General features: G+C 47.8%; 16 protein-coding genes. 4 read left to right on the forward strand and 12 right to left on the reverse strand.

Annotated features, from left to right (window positions below; all coding sequences use genetic code 11):
* Positions 1–140: 140 nt before the first annotated feature.
* A complete protein-coding gene (locus CLV82_RS00370) occupies positions 141–653 on the reverse strand; it encodes a gamma carbonic anhydrase family protein (RefSeq protein ID WP_133642330.1) in 513 nt (170 codons plus the stop codon).
* 89 nt (positions 654–742) lie between these two features.
* Complete coding sequence (locus tag CLV82_RS00375; RefSeq protein ID WP_133642331.1) at positions 743–1,741, reverse strand: PorP/SprF family type IX secretion system membrane protein; 999 nt, start codon at positions 1,739–1,741, stop codon at positions 743–745.
* Positions 1,742–1,859: 118 nt separating this feature from the next.
* On the opposite strand from CLV82_RS00375, the gene CLV82_RS00380 reads away from it, so the two are divergent.
* From CLV82_RS00380 to CLV82_RS00395, 4 genes are all read left to right on the forward strand, one after another.
* On the forward strand, positions 1,860–2,762 hold the full coding sequence (locus CLV82_RS00380; RefSeq protein ID WP_133642332.1) for a NifU family protein: 903 nt from the start codon (positions 1,860–1,862) through the stop codon (positions 2,760–2,762).
* 73 nt (positions 2,763–2,835) lie between these two features.
* Positions 2,836–3,036 carry a dodecin family protein gene (locus tag CLV82_RS00385; protein WP_133642333.1) on the forward strand — a complete coding sequence of 67 codons (201 nt, stop codon included), beginning with the start codon at positions 2,836–2,838 and terminating at the stop codon, positions 3,034–3,036.
* Positions 3,037–3,133: 97 nt separating this feature from the next.
* Positions 3,134–5,176, forward strand: a complete 2,043-nt coding sequence (locus CLV82_RS00390) for a thioredoxin domain-containing protein (RefSeq protein ID WP_133642334.1) — start codon at positions 3,134–3,136, stop codon at positions 5,174–5,176.
* Positions 5,177–5,252: 76 nt separating this feature from the next.
* Positions 5,253–6,080 carry a mechanosensitive ion channel family protein gene (locus CLV82_RS00395; RefSeq protein WP_133642335.1) on the forward strand — a complete coding sequence of 276 codons (828 nt, stop codon included), beginning with the start codon at positions 5,253–5,255 and terminating at the stop codon, positions 6,078–6,080.
* Positions 6,081–6,139: 59 nt separating this feature from the next.
* Here CLV82_RS00395 and tsaB read toward each other — a convergent pair whose 3' ends face one another.
* From tsaB to CLV82_RS00445, 10 genes are all read right to left on the reverse strand, one after another.
* Positions 6,140–6,820: a tRNA (adenosine(37)-N6)-threonylcarbamoyltransferase complex dimerization subunit type 1 TsaB gene (tsaB, locus tag CLV82_RS00400; protein WP_133642336.1), complete on the reverse strand. Its 681-nt coding sequence runs from the start codon at positions 6,818–6,820 to the stop codon at positions 6,140–6,142.
* An 18-nt stretch (positions 6,821–6,838) separates the two neighbouring features.
* Positions 6,839–8,194, reverse strand: coding sequence for a TolC family protein (locus CLV82_RS00405; protein ID WP_133643419.1), 1,356 nt, complete (start codon positions 8,192–8,194; stop codon positions 6,839–6,841).
* Positions 8,195–8,216: 22 nt separating this feature from the next.
* Positions 8,217–9,353: an efflux RND transporter periplasmic adaptor subunit gene (locus CLV82_RS00410; RefSeq protein WP_133642337.1), complete on the reverse strand. Its 1,137-nt coding sequence runs from the start codon at positions 9,351–9,353 to the stop codon at positions 8,217–8,219.
* A gap of 34 nt (positions 9,354–9,387) precedes the next feature.
* Entirely contained in the window at positions 9,388–10,650 is a 1,263-nt protein-coding gene (locus tag CLV82_RS00415) for an ABC transporter permease (RefSeq protein ID WP_133642338.1), read from the reverse strand.
* Position 10,651: 1 nt separating this feature from the next.
* Positions 10,652–11,881: an ABC transporter permease gene (locus tag CLV82_RS00420; protein WP_133642339.1), complete on the reverse strand. Its 1,230-nt coding sequence runs from the start codon at positions 11,879–11,881 to the stop codon at positions 10,652–10,654.
* Positions 11,865–12,575, reverse strand: a complete 711-nt coding sequence (locus CLV82_RS00425; RefSeq protein WP_133642340.1) for an ABC transporter ATP-binding protein — start codon at positions 12,573–12,575, stop codon at positions 11,865–11,867. Before CLV82_RS00425 ends, CLV82_RS00420 begins: the two co-directional genes overlap by 17 nt.
* A 204-nt stretch (positions 12,576–12,779) precedes the next feature.
* On the reverse strand, positions 12,780–12,986 hold the full coding sequence (locus CLV82_RS00430) for a hypothetical protein (protein ID WP_133643420.1): 207 nt from the start codon (positions 12,984–12,986) through the stop codon (positions 12,780–12,782).
* A 46-nt stretch (positions 12,987–13,032) separates the two neighbouring features.
* Positions 13,033–13,566: a DUF420 domain-containing protein gene (locus tag CLV82_RS00435; protein ID WP_133642341.1), complete on the reverse strand. Its 534-nt coding sequence runs from the start codon at positions 13,564–13,566 to the stop codon at positions 13,033–13,035.
* Position 13,567: 1 nt separating this feature from the next.
* Positions 13,568–14,296: an SCO family protein gene (locus CLV82_RS00440; protein ID WP_133642342.1), complete on the reverse strand. Its 729-nt coding sequence runs from the start codon at positions 14,294–14,296 to the stop codon at positions 13,568–13,570.
* Positions 14,296–14,934 carry a hypothetical protein gene (locus CLV82_RS00445; RefSeq protein ID WP_133642343.1) on the reverse strand — a complete coding sequence of 213 codons (639 nt, stop codon included), beginning with the start codon at positions 14,932–14,934 and terminating at the stop codon, positions 14,296–14,298. The genes CLV82_RS00440 and CLV82_RS00445 overlap by 1 nt, the downstream gene beginning before the upstream one ends.
* Between the last annotated feature and the right edge of the window lie 10 nt (positions 14,935–14,944).

The following is a 14,944-nucleotide window of genomic DNA, read 5'->3' on the forward strand; positions in this document are numbered from 1 at the left end:
TACGGGGGATTTAGCCCCGCGCAGGTATAAGCGCTTCCCTGCTCCCAAAGGGCTGCTCCCTACACAGTACGAACATACTCATGTCCCGGGTAACCCGGTTGCTATATCACTCCTATTGTTGATGGAAAAAAACGGACCGTCTATTCCTTCTTGAACCAGCCGGAATACATCACGTAAGCCTCCGCGATACGGTCTATCTCGCCGGTCCGCAGCTCCGGGCTCACTTCCTTTATCTTTCGGGCCGGAACCCCGGCAAAGATCGAGCCTTCGGGGACATGGGTCCCAGGGGGTACTACTGCGCCTGCGGCGATGATACTGTGACTTTCCACTACGCAGTCGTCCATCACAATACTCCCCATTCCTATAAGGACATTATCTTTTACAGTACACCCGTGAACAATGGCGTTATGTCCTATAGAAACATTATTACCAATGTTGGTAGGCGATTTCTTGTAGGTCCCATGGATCACAGCCCCGTCCTGCACATTCACCTTGTCTCCCATCCTGATATAGTGGACATCTCCACGGATGACGGCGTTGAACCAGACACTGCACTGCCTGCCCATTACCACTTCCCCCACTATGGTGGCATTTTCGGCTATATAACAATCTTCTCCTATCTGCGGGGATATTCCCCTCACCGGTTTTATCATGGCTGCATTTTTAGATATGACAAAAATACACCAATTCGTTAAGCCGGCATGGGAAAACCAGTCGGTTAGATAATAAGAATAAATAGGTTTTAATAATTCGCCGCGGGGCAATAGCAGTTGTAGCGATTCTCGCGCTCAGGGCCAAAGTCGAACCCTAAGGTGATCTGGTGGAACCCGCCATTGTCAAAGCGGATATCACCGCTCTGGTAAGAATAATTATAGGATACCAGGAAACGATTCACGGTTACCCCGATAATAGGGGTAAACAGCTGGAGCCGTTGTTCTCCCAGCACGCCATTGGACTGGTACTGGGCACCGTCAAAGCTGCGCCGGTACGATAGTCCGCCCCAGACCGTTCCAAAATCAACATCCTTGTACACTTTGGCATTGAAATCTATGGTTTCCTCCTCGGTGAATTCGGTCATCTGGAAAAGTACCGAGGGCTCTACCCTCCATTCACCTTTTCCAAAAACATGACCCACAGACACCAGCCAGCGCCTGAGGTTATCAAATTCGATCGCCGTATAGAGATCTCTTCCCGTTCCCAGCAAATTAAGAATTGCGCCGTGGGCGTAAAAATCCATATAACTGTAAGACATCCCGAGGTCCACGTTAAAATACCCTACACTGTTTCTTCCGCCGGTGATGACAGGGTCCGGGATCACGGAACGGAATTCACTTTCATCCAGGCTGCTTTGCAGGAATCCTGCGCTCAGGCCGAAAGAGAGCTGGTTAAGTATCCTTATATCTCCTCCAAACCTGAGGTGATGTGCGTAGGTCAGTTTTATCCCGGTCTGCGAATGATACCCATTAGCGTCATTGAACAGCATAGCTCCAACCCCGCTGTTGGAATCCCCGATCCTGGTATGCGCGTTCAGTGTCTGCAGGCTTGGCGCCTCGTCAACATTGAACCATTGTTTTCTCGCGGTTAAGCGCACCTTCCCCCCACTCCCGATTCCGGCCATGGACGGATATACCAGGTAATAGTTATCCGACAGGTAATCAAAATACACAGGCAGGCCTTCCTGGGACAGCATGGACGATGAGTACATGAGGCAGCCGGTAAGTAAGAGGAGGAATTTTTTCATTCAGGAAGGGCAAAGAGTTGCTGGTTCGGTCAAATATAAACTATAACGGCCTAAAGGCTGTAATATTATATGTGCTCAAAGTGTAAAAATGGTTGTATTTTTGCACAAAATAAGGACTATGAAAGAGCATGTGATTACGGTGGTTCCGACAAACAACCCTGCAATTCTGAAATTCGAGACCAACCAGTTTATCGTAAAAGAGGCCGGGTACGAATATCACAATATAGACGAGGCTAAGGATTCTCCCCTGGCCCAGCAGTTGTTCTACCTGCCTTTTATCAAGACTGTTTACATCTCCGGCAATTTCATTGCCCTGGAACGTTATGACATTGTCTCCTGGGATGATGTTAAGGATGAAGTGGCACAGCAACTTGTGGATTACCTGAACAGCGGGGCACCCGTGGTTAAAGAGGTAACAGAGACCAAACAAACTCCTGTAACCATCTACGCGGAAGTAACCCCTAATCCCGCGGTGATGAAATTCGTGGCGAATAAGAAGCTGGTTCCCTTTACCGTAGAGTTCAAGAATATAGACGAAGCCAAGGATTCTCCCCTGGCACAAAAGCTGTTTCATTTTCCCTATGTCAAGGAGGTCTTCATGGATGAAAACTATGTTTCGGTATCCAAATACGAAGTGGCCGACTGGAATGAAAAGACCATGGAGATTCGCGAATTCATCCGCGAATATATCTCAGCCGGGAACGATATTCTTAATGCCGACGCGGTACAGAAAAAGAACGAGGAAAAGGCGGGGGCCGCATTTAATTCACCTGACCTTGATGACACCAGCCAGCAGATCATCCAGATCCTGGAAGAATATGTTAAGCCAGCTGTAGCCAGTGACGGCGGGAACATTCTTTTCCAGTCCTATGAAAAAGAAAGCCGGACTGTAAACGTCATCCTCCAGGGTGCCTGCAGCGGTTGCCCCTCTTCTACCTTTACCCTGAAGAACGGGATAGAGAATATGCTGAAGAACATGCTCGGTGAGCAGGTACGTGAAGTTGTGGCTATTAATGGCTGATATTAGCCTCGTATGTTGTGATTGCTTCTTTAATTTCATACCTTAAAGAAGAATAATTAAAACAACATAAATCATGGCAGTATTAAAAGTAATAGAAGTATTGGCTAACTCATCAAAAGGATGGGAAGATGCCGCCCACAACGCTGTAACCCACGCATCTAAATCCGTAAATAATATCAAATCTGTATATATCAACGAACAGAGTGCTACGGTGAAAGATGGCAAAATTGATAACTACCGGGTGAATGTAAAGATCACCTTCGAAGTCAATTAGGTTATAGTTACGACAAATAATTAAGGCGCCCCCCGGGGCGCTTTTTTTATGCCTGTTATAACCGTAACTTTGGATTAAAGCAGAATCCCGGATAAGAATGACTGGCAAGGATCACAAATACACCAATGCCCTGGCGGGGGAAGACAGCCCCTACCTGAAACAGCACGCCCATAACCCGGTAGACTGGGTACCCTGGAGCGGAGATTTGGAAGAGAGCGCTGAGAAAGAGGGCAAACTGCTGCTGGTGAGTATTGGTTATGCTGCCTGCCACTGGTGCCACGTGATGGAACACCAGTGCTTTGAAGATGAAGAGGTGGCCCGGGTGATGAACAAATATTTTATCCCTGTAAAGGTGGACCGGGAAGAAAGACCGGATATAGACCACATCTACATGGATGCCCTGCAGATGATGACAGGAAGCGGGGGCTGGCCTTTGAATGTGGTAGCACTTCCTGACGGGCGGCCATTCTGGGGAGCTACCTTTGTTAAAAAAGACGATTGGATAAAAGTACTGCAGCAACTTGCGACCCTCTACCGTGAAGACCCGGAAAAGATCAGGGAATACGCAGAGAAACTGGCCCGGGGCTTAAAGGAGATCAACTTAGTCTCCCGGAATACCAAAGAGGAACTGCTTTCCCAACCAGACCTGGAGGAAATCATGGCCCGGTGGAAAAAAGGCCTGGATATGGAAATGGGAGGCAATAACAGGGCCCCGAAATTCATGATGCCGGTAAACCTCAACTTCCAGCTGCATTATGCCCACAGCAAAGGGGACCCGAAATTGATGGAATATGTTCATAACACCCTCACCAAAATGGCCTATGGCGGACTGTACGATCAACTGGGCGGTGGTTTTTCCCGGTATTCAGTAGATGTAAAATGGCATGTCCCCCACTTTGAGAAAATGTTATATGACAACGGGCAGATGATCAGCCTGTATGCCAGGGCGTACGCCCAGAAGAGAGATCCTTTATACCGCGAGGTGGTCGAGGAGACCATTGCATTTGTCCGTCGTGAACTGATGCACCCCGGGGGCGGGTTCTACGCATCGCTGGACGCAGACAGTATTGACGACAATGGAAAACTTACCGAGGGAGCCTTCTATACCTGGAAAAAAGAGGAGCTGAAAGAACAACTGGGCAAAGAGTATGACCTGTTTGCCGATTATTACAATCTCAACGATTACGGCTACTGGGAAGACGAGCGCTATGTGCTCATAAGGAATAGCAATAAAGCCTCGATCGCTGAACGCTGGAAGATTTCGGAGAGCGAATTGAATAACCGTATCCAGCAGTGGAAAGAGCAACTTCTGCCCCTGCGTGAGCAAAGACCGAGACCCCGGTTAGATGATAAATTGCTCACCTCCTGGAATGCACTTATGCTGAAAGGCCTGCTGGATGCCTTCCGCTATCTCGAAAACAGCGAGTACCTCGACCTCGCCCGCATCAATATAAAATTCATAGAAGAGAAGCTGTTATATCCCGATTATTCTTTAAAACACACCTATTCAAAAAAAGGCAGGACGATCCCCGGTTACCTGGAAGATTATGCCACCCTGGCGGATGCGTTGATCACTTTTTACGAATTGACCTTTGAAGAAAAATGGCTCTCGATGGCCAGGAAACTCACGGATCGTGCGATCACCCATTTTGCAGACGAAGAAAGCAGCTTGTTCTTCTTCACTTCTGATGAGGAGGAGGTACTGATAAGACGCACCCTGGAAGTTACCGATAATGTGATCCCTGCTTCCAATTCCATTATGGCGCATAATCTTTTCCGGTTGTCACGCTATTTTCCGTATTCCGACTACGAAGCAATTGCAAGAACCATGCTGATCAATGTTCACCCGCAGTTCGAGAATTATGCGCCCAGCCACGCCAACTGGATGCAACTGCTGCTTTTCTTCTCCGAACCTTATTTTGAGATTGCAGTGGTCGGGGATGATTACGAACAGAGAGCCCGGGAACTCCGGAAAGAATACATTCCAAACTGCAGCCTGGCGGGAGCCCGTGACAAAAGCGAGATTCCCCTGCTAAGTGAACGTCATTCCCCGGGCAAAACCCTGATCTATGTTTGCAGGGACAACTCCTGCCAACTGCCCGTAATTTCAGCAGCTGAAGCCCTGGACCAAATAACTTAACTTTAACATTAGTTTAGCCCATTCTATTTGACATTGATGTCAATTTTAACATATTTTATCTGCTTAAAAATTATACATGATAAGCTTAGCACAATACGAAGAACACGTAGACAACGCCATCAATTTTATGTGGGAAGTACTCCCGGATGTGATCATGGCCATTATTCTCCTGGTCGTCGGACTCTGGGTAGTAAAAATGATCAACAAACTGGTACATAAATTCTTTGAGAAGAAGGATTATGATCCCGCGCTGGAATCCTTCCTCCAGAGTTTTATTAAGATCGCCCTGAAAGTAATATTGTTTGTACTGGTGATTTCCCAGTTAGGGGTACAATCCTCTTCCCTGGTAGCCATTATCGGTGCGGCCGGTCTGGCCGTTGGCCTGGCGCTGCAGGGGTCACTTTCCAATTTTGCAGGGGGTGTACTCATCCTCCTGTTCAAGCCTTTTAAAGTGGGCGACTGGATATCGGCCCAGGGAGCTGAAGGTACCGTAAAGGAGATCAACATCTTCTATACCAAGCTGAACACCTTTGGCAACCAGTTAGCGATCATCCCAAATGGCCAATTATCCAATGATAACGTAATAAATTACAGTGCCGAACCCATCCGGAGGGACAAAATTACAGCGGGTATCGGTTATGGTTCAGATATTAAGAAGGCCAGGGAAATACTGCTGCAGATCTGCAAGGACCAGGGTAATATCCTCCAGGATCCTGCGCCTATGGTAGTCGTGGGAGAATTGGCAGACAGTTCTGTAAACCTCAGCCTGCGTTTCTGGGCTAAACTTGAAGATTTCTGGGATGCTCACTGGTACGTGATGGAAGAGATGAAATACCGCTTTGATGAAGCCGGTATAGAGATCCCGTTCCCACAAAGAGATGTACACATGATCAAGGAATCGTGATAATATCCTAATAAATAAACGAACCCCCGTTCATTTCATGATGGACGGGGGTTTTTTTATTATTTGGTTTTGGATTTCTTACCCTGCAGGATAAAGTCTTTCAGGTAATAGGGTTCAAAATAAGCTACGTCTTCAAAAAGGCCTTCCCGGAATCGTTCATAAGAAAGTGTCGCCATTTCCCGTGCTGAGGGAACCAGGCCTTCACGATATTCAAAATTGTGATCATCAAAAAGATCCCTGCACTTCTCTGCCCCACTCCCCGGCAGGTAGACCTTGCCTTTCTCGGCATATTCACGGTACGAATTCTCATCCAGCACCTCTGCTTTGGTTTCCCGCAGTTCGGTGTAGTTATGATCCAGAACTTTGGAATAGACTTCCATCCGCCTTGCATCCAGCATGGGAATTATAAGGCCGGAGGTTACGCTGACCTGTCTCGCCAGGCTGTCAAGGGTCGGTGTGGCCAGCAGCGGAATCCCCAGGGCATAGCACAGTCCTTTGGCCGCTGAAACCCCTATCCGTAAGCCGGTATAGGAACCCGGACCTTTACTGACCGCAATGGCCTCCAGGTCGGCCAGGGGCTTCCCGGCCATTCCCATTACTTCTTCAATAAAATAATGCAATTGCTCTGCATGGGAATAGCCTGCGCTGTTCTCTTCCTTGAGAGCAATCAGGTTCCCGTCCTCTGCCAGGCTAACCGAGCAATTGGTAGTGGCAGTCTCTAAATTCAGTATCAGTGCCATAATGGCTGCAAAGATACGCTAGTTTAGGACAATCGGAAGACCAAAATAGAAATCGAGTACCTTGATCCTGAAGATATAATCGTACTTGGTCCTGATCACCTCTGCCTCGGCATTATCAAGGCGGGCCTGGGCCTGGCTGAAATCAAAAGCATTCATCAGTCCTACTTCAAAACGGTCGCGGGAATACTCCAGCGCCAGTTTTCGGGCCTCCAGGGTCTTCTGTGCTGCCTCGTAAGCCTTGGCGGCATTCTCCACATCCACGTAAGCCTGGTTGACATTGGATTCGAGATCCAGCTTCTCCTGCTCTAACTGCAATTTGGCGCGTTGTACATCGATCTGGGAGCGCTTGATATTATTCCGGGTAGCAAAGCCGTTAAAAATGGGAATATTCAGCTGTGCCCCGTAAGAGACTCCGTCATTTAACCATAACTGGTCCTTAAAGCCGATCTTCTCTCCGGTAAAAGGATCCCTGGTCTGGTCAGAATACCTGGTGTTGTAATTAAAGAAAGCTGCGAGGGTAGGGAATAGTGCCCCCCTTGCGATCTGCAGGTCTTGTTCGGCCAGGGCCACCTGGGATTCGGAGAATTTAATATCATTCCTGAAGGTCATTGCTTTATCAAAGATGGTTTTGGGGCTGTTAGCCAGCACCTCCGCCGGGGGTACATCAAAATCCTCTTCCGCTATATCAAAATTCTCGTAATCGGTGATCTGCAGCAGCTGAGCCAGGTTGATCCTGGAGATCAGCACCTGGTTACGGGCATTGACGATCTGCTGTTCCAGACCTGCGATTGTCGCCTGTATTTCGACCAGGTCTCCCAGGGGATTTACCCCGGAATCCACCAATTCCTGCGTTCTTTTCAGGTCCTGTTCGGTCACCGCGTACTGGGCACGTATCACTTTCAGGGTCTCCTTATTGGATAGTACCTGCAGGTAAGCAAATGCCACGTTCAACCGGATGTCATCCACGAGATCTTTTAAGCGGTACTGGCTGGCAATGATTCCCAGCTTAGCCCTGTTGATCTGGTACAGGTTCCGCATCCCGTCAAAAAGGGTTACGGAAGAGGTGACATTGTTTGAGGCTGAAAAAATAGTCCCGGTGACCAGGTTATTGGTCGTGGGATCCAAAATAAGACCGGTACTGGCCGTCGTGCTCAGCTGGGCATTCAGATTGGGCATCAGGTTGCCGTAAGCGTCCCGCTTATCGATCTCGGCATTCATCAGGTCCAGTTCAAATTGCTCTATAGAAAGATTGTTCTCTATGGCATAGGTTACACACTCCTCCAGGGTCCAGCGTTTCATCTGCCCATTGCTCACTACCGTTCCTAAAAGGAATAACAGGAGCAGCCATGTACTTTTATTGTTTACTGCTTTCATGAGTTCTGCTTTCTGGAATGGATTAATCATCTGAATTCTCCTCTTCATCATCTTCCCCTATTTTAATAGGCTCTGTCTTGTTCCACACCTTCACTTTATCCGATTCGCTTAACCCGGAGATGACCTCGACATTAACACCGTCAGAGATACCGATCTCGATATCCCGACGTTCAAATTTCTGGTCTCCCACTGCAACTTCCACGTAAGGATCATCTGTTTTTTTATCAAACTGTAACAAGGCTTCGGGAATCACCAGCACACTGTCCCTTTTTTCGAGAACCAGGGAAGCGTTGGCACTGTAACCGGCCCGGATCATAAAATCATCTTCGATATCCACATCTCCTTCAATCTTGAACTGAACCGCGCCTGCCTCTTCTATTCCTTTGGGTGCAATAAAACGCAGCTTGGCGTCGAACTTCTTGTCCTCTATAGCCCCAAGGCTGATCTCCAGTGGCATTCCTAATTGCAATTTGCCAACCTCTCCTTCGTCTACCTGACCTTCAAAGATCATTTTTCCCAGGTCTGCAATGGTAGCTATCGTGGTTCCGTCGTTAAAGTTATTACTCTGGATCACCTGGTCCCCTTCTTCTACCGGGATCTCCAGGATGGTCCCGTCTACGGTCGCACGGATATTGGTATTTGCACTGGAAGACCCCCCTGCCGATCCACGGCGGATGATCTGGTAATCTGCCCTTGCGTTCTCCAGTTCCTGCACGGCCTGGTCATATTGCAACTTCAGGTTGTTATAAGCCTGGTTAGAGATCACTCCTTTATCAAAGAGTTTCTTATTGCGTTCAAATTCGATCTTGGAATTTGCCAGGGCTATCTCTGCATTCCTCACCCTGCCCTGGGCCTGGTTCAGTGCCTGTTCATTGGGCACCACCTTAATAGTGGCGATCAGGTCGCCTGCCTTAACCTCGGCGCCTTCGTTCATATATATTTTCTCGAGGATCCCCGATATCTGCGGTTTTATCTCGATCTCATCTTCCGGGACCACCTTCCCTGTCGCCACGGTCTTCTGTTCTAAATCCGAAATAAAGGGTGATTTGGTCTCATAGGTGATGGCCGATTTGCTGTTGGTCTGCACGAACCATGCGGCCGCCCATAAGGCACCTAGTATTAAAATACCGAGGATTACGTATTTCAAGATCTTTTTCATGTCAGTTGGTTTGTATTCGTTATTACTTTATTTATTATTCTTCTCTTAATGCGTCTATAGGTTTGATACTTACCGCCCGCTGGGCCGGGATCAGCCCGATAAGGGTCCCCAGGATCACCATTATGGCCAGGGCAGCCAGGACCAGTGGAATAGGTACGGTAGGATTGTTATAGGGAAAATCGATATCCTGGGTAGCACCATCAATACCGGCCAGTACCAATGCCCCCAGTATGATTCCTATGATACCTGCGATCAGGGTTAACACCACGGACTCCATGATGATCTGGTTACGTACTTCCCGGGGGGTCGCTCCAAGCGCCCTTCTTACTCCAAGCTCCTTGGTCCGTTCTTTTACGGAGATCAGCAGTATATTCCCGATCCCGATCACCCCGGCAAGGATAGTTGCGATTCCCACGATCAGTGACAGGAAAGTAATTCCCTTGGAAAACCCGATGATCCTGTTAAAGATCTCCCCGAGGTTAAAGGAACCGAAAGCTCTTTCGTCATCCGGGTGCACCTTGTGAATATTCTTCAGCACAGCCTTTACATCCTTCTCTACCTGTATCACATCCGCATCGTTGAAGGCTGCGATAGAGAACCACATGACATCGTCCCCGGTATTATAGAGCTTCCGGTACGTGGTAAACGGGATGAATATATCCCCATCGCCTTCAAAACCTCCTCCCGGAACAAACTTATGTACCCCCACGACCTGGAAATACACCTTGTCTATCCGGATATAACCTCCTATAGGATTTTCACCTTTTTCAAACAATTCTTTCTGGGTCCGTTCCCCTATCACGCAAACCTTTCGCGCCTGCTCTATATCCTCATCGTTCAGGAAACGGCCATTGTCGTATATCTTCTTGGTAGAGATCTTGGTGAAATCGGGAAAATCTCCGTACACGGTATAGTTCCCTGTAGTTCCGCCCCGGCTGATATTAGCCTGTGGGGTTCCAAAAAACCCGCGCACATTCCTCGGCGCAATGGTCTCTATTTCCGGGATACGGTTTTTCAGTACCTGTACATCTCCCAGTTTTAACTGTATGGGTCTCCCCGTTTTAAATCCCGCATAGGGCATACTCGTATTTTGGGCCCAGGCGAACATACTGTTGATGGCCACGGTCTCGAAAGCCTCCTCGAATCCGTTATCCATACCTTTCGCTGCCCCGGAGAGAGCGATATAAATAAAGATTCCCCAGGTGACCCCGATCACCGTGATGATCGTACGCACCTTGTTCTTACGAATAGATCCGTAAATCTCCTGCCAGGTATTTCGGTCAAATAAGAACTTCATATTATTCGTCTCTAAGTGCTACAATAGGTTTAATCTTCGCCGCGCGGTTGGCGGGTACATAGCCGGCAATGGCACCAAAAATGATAAGGGCTATCGTAGCAAAAATCGCTGTCCCGGTATTGATGTAAGGATCTGTGATAAAATAATCCTCCAGGGTGTCCCCAAGGGAACTCAGCAGGGCGATGCCGAACAACATGCCACTGAATCCTGAAATCGTGGTGATAAACACCGATTCCAGTAAGATGGTGCTGATCACATTGGCCGGGGTTGCTCCTAAAGCTTTTCGAATCCCTAGTTCCTTGGTGCGCTCCTTCACTACAAAGACCATGATATTGCTGATCCCGATGATTCCGGCGATTATGGTACCGAAGGCCACGAAGGCCACGATCAGCTGCAAGACACCTGCAAACTGCTGGTTCTGCTGCAGGGCATCGGCCATGTTCCGGATAAAAATTCCGTTCTCATCATCCGGGGCAATAACCTTCTTCTCTTTTATATAACGCTCAAGGCTCCTTTCAAAGGCCATTGCACCGGTATAACCAATCTCGGGTTTAAACCCGACGATAAACTGGTCTATCTTGTCATTGTTCTTTTCCAGTAATTGTCTCGTGGTATAAGGAAGGTAAATCATCCGCTCCTCGTTGTCACCCCCATCATCCTGGAAGACGCCGATCACCTTGAACATACTGCCTCCTATATCGATGAACTTCCCCAGGGCTTCTTCATCATCAAACAGATCCTGTTCTACCAACCTCCCGATGACCGCGTATTTGTTCTTATCCTTGATATCTAGGGTGTTCAGGTAGCGCCCCTTCATCATAATGGTCTTCTCTGCAAACTGGTGAGATTCCCCTACTGCACGGGTGGTGTAGTTATTGGATTCCGACTTGTACCGCACCATTGCTCCCCTGGTGATCCTCGGCGTAATGTACTCGAGGGCCATTGGGAAATTCTTTTTGATATCCTCAATATCGCTGTTGTCAAATTCGATCTGTCTTTCGGACTTGAATCCTTTGTATGGTTTTGAGGTCCGTCCGGGGAAAAAGAAAAATACGTTGGTCGCATCGTCCTGGAAGAATTCGTCAAAGGTGTTGATCAGGCCATTGCCGAACCCGAAAAGGGAGACAAATATGAATATCCCGAGGGCTACGGTGAACCCGGAGAGGAAGGTCCGCAGTTTATTTTTGCGGATGGTCTCAAAGATCTCTTTCCAGTTATCCCTGCTGAACATAATCCGCGGCTCTTACTTGTTTTACTTTTTTGTCCTCTACGATCACCCCGTCTTTCAAATGGATGATCCTCTTGCACATATGTGCAATATCTTCTTCGTGTGTTACTACCAGGATGGTATTCCCGGCATCATTGATCTTCTGTATAAGGTCCATCACCTCGTAAGAGGTGGTACTGTCCAGGGCTCCGGTTGGCTCATCGGCGAGCAGCAGCTTGGGTTCTGCAGCCATAGCCCTTGCAATGGCAACCCTTTGTTTCTGACCCCCCGAGAGTTCATTGGGCAAATGGGTAGCCCACTGCTTCAGCCCAACCTGTTCCAGGTATTTCATAGCCTTCTCGTTGCGTTCTTTCCGCCCCATTCCCTGGTAATACAAGGGAAGAGAGACATTCTCCATGGCATTCTTATAGTTGATCAGGTTAAAAGACTGGAATACAAAACCCAGGAATTTGTTGCGGTACTTGGCCGCTTTGGTTTCATTCAGGTTCTTTATGGGAATTCCGTCCAACACATATTCACCTGAATCGGCCTCATCGAGCATTCCCAGTATATTCAGCAAAGTGGATTTCCCGGAACCGGAAGATCCCATGATGGCCACCAGTTCCCCGTCTTCAGCTTTAAAGTTGATTCCTTTGAGGACATGCAGGGAATTACTTCCCATCTTATAGGATTTGTGAAGGTCTTTGATCTCGATCATTGGTCAGCGTTTGTTTGGTCCGGGGGTCCGCTGCCGCCTGATTGGTAATATTCCAAAAGGCTTCGGGTACCCAGGATGTGACAATAAGACTAAATATGGTCTTAAAAGTTACAGGATATTACGACTTTTTTTATCCGGTGACGCTGATAAGGGTCAGGACAGCTAAAATTTGAGAGATAAAATCGAGAAGGAACGGCCCGGTGATCAGGCCTTCATTTTCCGGTAGATGAAATAACCAAGTGCCCCAACAAGAATATAGGGAATGGCCATAAGGTAAACAATGCCGTTATTGATACCCTCTGCTACCGAGGTGTTCTCACCACTTTCGAGTACAGCCCTGCACATGGCGCACTGGGCAAAAGCCTGTTCCGGAACCAGTACTATGAATAACAAAAGTGCCGGCAGTATCATTTTATGCCAGTTCTGCGCATTCCCTCTTTTATTTTCATGTAGCTTATCAGAATGCATAGTACGGAGAGATCATTAAGTAAACAATTACCCCGCTGATAGCCACGTATAACCAAATGGGAAACGTGATGCGGGCCAGTTTCCGGTGAGATTCGTAATTCCCCAGGTAAGCGCGGGTATACGTCCGCAGGACCAGTGGAATAATGGCGATAGACAACAGTATGTGGGTCACCAGGATGAAGTAATAGAAATAACGGATGAGTCCCTCACCCCCGAAGGCTGTGGATTCTGAAGTCATATGGTAGGCTACGTACATCATCAGGAAGAGCACAGAGAGTACAATACAACTATTCATCAGGTTCTGGTGCATCCTGCGGTTCCCGCTTTTAATCGCCCAGAGGGCCAGCAGCAGCAGTACAGCGGTGATACCATTAGTTGTTGCATATATAGGGGGCAGAAACCATAAAGGTTCTGCACCCGGGATCTTTACTCCAAATAATATGGCCACCACCACGGGCACAAGGATGGATACAACGGTGATCCACCTGTTAATTCTTTTCTCTTTAAGCGCAACCTGGTTCATTCTATTCTTCTAATAATTTCTCTATATCCTCTTTCAGTTGGGTGATCTGTTCGATCTCACCGTGATCATTGGTCTGCTGTTCACGGGTAATGGTACCCCGGTAATATATGATAGGATTCCCGAAATCATCTTTACGGGACCTGATATAGCCTTCCCGGTCTATAAGGGCAAACAAACCCGAATGCTCAAAACCACCCGGAACATCAACTGCTTCTGCAGCAAAAATATTGAAACCCTCGTTGGCCAGCTTGTAGATCTCTTCACGATCGCCTGTCATCAGGTGCCAGTCCATATCGTTTATACCATACTGCTCTGCATAAGCCTTGAGCACCGAAGGCGTATCATATTCCGGGTTGATGGTAAAAGATGCGACTCCAAAATCCTCGTATTCCCTGAATTCATCCTGCAGTTCTACCAGGTTGCGGTTCATGATGGGACAGATAGAAGGGCAGGAAGTAAAAAAGAATTCGACCACATACACCTTCCCTTTGTAATCTTCATTGGTGATCAGCAGGCTGTCCTGGTTCCTGAAAGCAAATGAAGGAACCTTCCTGCGTTCCCCGTTACGCATAATATAGGAAAGGACTTCGGGATCATTCTCTGAACTCATCCGGTCTTTCTCAACAATATCCTTATCCCTGATCCGATCCACGATCCTGGGAATAAAGATGATCCCAAAAACCAGCACTACCAGGGAGACCCAAATATATGTGTAGTTCTTCTTCCGCATTACTTCTGTCTGTCGGCGTTATTTTTTTTGAGAGCCAGGCGGTATTCTGCCAGGATTACTTTTACATCGTCTTCCATTTTATTGTTCAGTTCTGCAACCGAAATGGTATTGAATCCATACTTGACACCCTCATCCTCGTCCTCGTCATCAGTCCGGCCGCGTAATTTCATTTCCTTATCGATGATAAAGACATAGGGCGTTCCTAACTGGGCATCGAGTTCAAGATCGGTTTCCAGGGAATTAAAGACCCTGGTGATCTCCTTTTCCGGGGCGAATACGAATTTCCATTTGGATATATCAACAAGGGCCCCGAGATCCTTTTTCAGATCCTCTACCTTCTCCTGCGTTCCATCGGGAACCAGCATAACCATCTGGAAATCGTTGAACTCGTAAAACGGCTTATAGATCTTTTGGTTGAGGTTAAAGGCATTACCCTTCTTATATTCCAGATCTGAGCCCAGGAAGCCCAGGATAGTGATCTTGTCTTTAAATGTCGTACCGGGATCCAGGGAGCTGACATCAGAAATTTTTTCTGTAAGTACAGGCAGACGACCAAATTGATTCACCCCCGAAGCGAAGAAGAGGTAAGCGACCAGCGGGAAGATGAACAGGACAACTAAGACTATGGTCTTTTTCATATGCTATGCA

The organism is Zeaxanthinibacter enoshimensis, assembly GCF_004362865.1.
Lineage (GTDB): Bacteria > Bacteroidota > Bacteroidia > Flavobacteriales > Flavobacteriaceae > Zeaxanthinibacter > Zeaxanthinibacter enoshimensis.

Bases quoted from the DNA above. Each gene is read 5' to 3' on its own strand.
- CLV82_RS00370 (WP_133642330.1), bottom strand. From the start codon at position 653: ATGATAAAACCGGTGAGGGGAATATCCCCGCAGATAGGAGAAGATTGT.
- CLV82_RS00375 (WP_133642331.1), bottom strand. From the start codon at position 1,741: ATGAAAAAATTCCTCCTCTTACTTACCGGCTGCCTCATGTACTCATCG.
- CLV82_RS00380 (WP_133642332.1), top strand. From the start codon at position 1,860: ATGAAAGAGCATGTGATTACGGTGGTTCCGACAAACAACCCTGCAATT.
- CLV82_RS00385 (WP_133642333.1), top strand. From the start codon at position 2,836: ATGGCAGTATTAAAAGTAATAGAAGTATTGGCTAACTCATCAAAAGGA.
- CLV82_RS00390 (WP_133642334.1), top strand. From the start codon at position 3,134: ATGACTGGCAAGGATCACAAATACACCAATGCCCTGGCGGGGGAAGAC.
- CLV82_RS00395 (WP_133642335.1), top strand. From the start codon at position 5,253: ATGATAAGCTTAGCACAATACGAAGAACACGTAGACAACGCCATCAAT.
- tsaB (WP_133642336.1), bottom strand. From the start codon at position 6,820: ATGGCACTGATACTGAATTTAGAGACTGCCACTACCAATTGCTCGGTT.
- CLV82_RS00405 (WP_133643419.1), bottom strand. From the start codon at position 8,194: ATGAAAGCAGTAAACAATAAAAGTACATGGCTGCTCCTGTTATTCCTT.
- CLV82_RS00410 (WP_133642337.1), bottom strand. From the start codon at position 9,353: ATGAAAAAGATCTTGAAATACGTAATCCTCGGTATTTTAATACTAGGT.
- CLV82_RS00415 (WP_133642338.1), bottom strand. From the start codon at position 10,650: ATGAAGTTCTTATTTGACCGAAATACCTGGCAGGAGATTTACGGATCT.
- CLV82_RS00420 (WP_133642339.1), bottom strand. From the start codon at position 11,881: ATGTTCAGCAGGGATAACTGGAAAGAGATCTTTGAGACCATCCGCAAA.
- CLV82_RS00425 (WP_133642340.1), bottom strand. From the start codon at position 12,575: ATGATCGAGATCAAAGACCTTCACAAATCCTATAAGATGGGAAGTAAT.
- CLV82_RS00430 (WP_133643420.1), bottom strand. From the start codon at position 12,986: ATGATACTGCCGGCACTTTTGTTATTCATAGTACTGGTTCCGGAACAG.
- CLV82_RS00435 (WP_133642341.1), bottom strand. From the start codon at position 13,566: ATGAACCAGGTTGCGCTTAAAGAGAAAAGAATTAACAGGTGGATCACC.
- CLV82_RS00440 (WP_133642342.1), bottom strand. From the start codon at position 14,296: ATGCGGAAGAAGAACTACACATATATTTGGGTCTCCCTGGTAGTGCTG.
- CLV82_RS00445 (WP_133642343.1), bottom strand. From the start codon at position 14,934: ATGAAAAAGACCATAGTCTTAGTTGTCCTGTTCATCTTCCCGCTGGTC.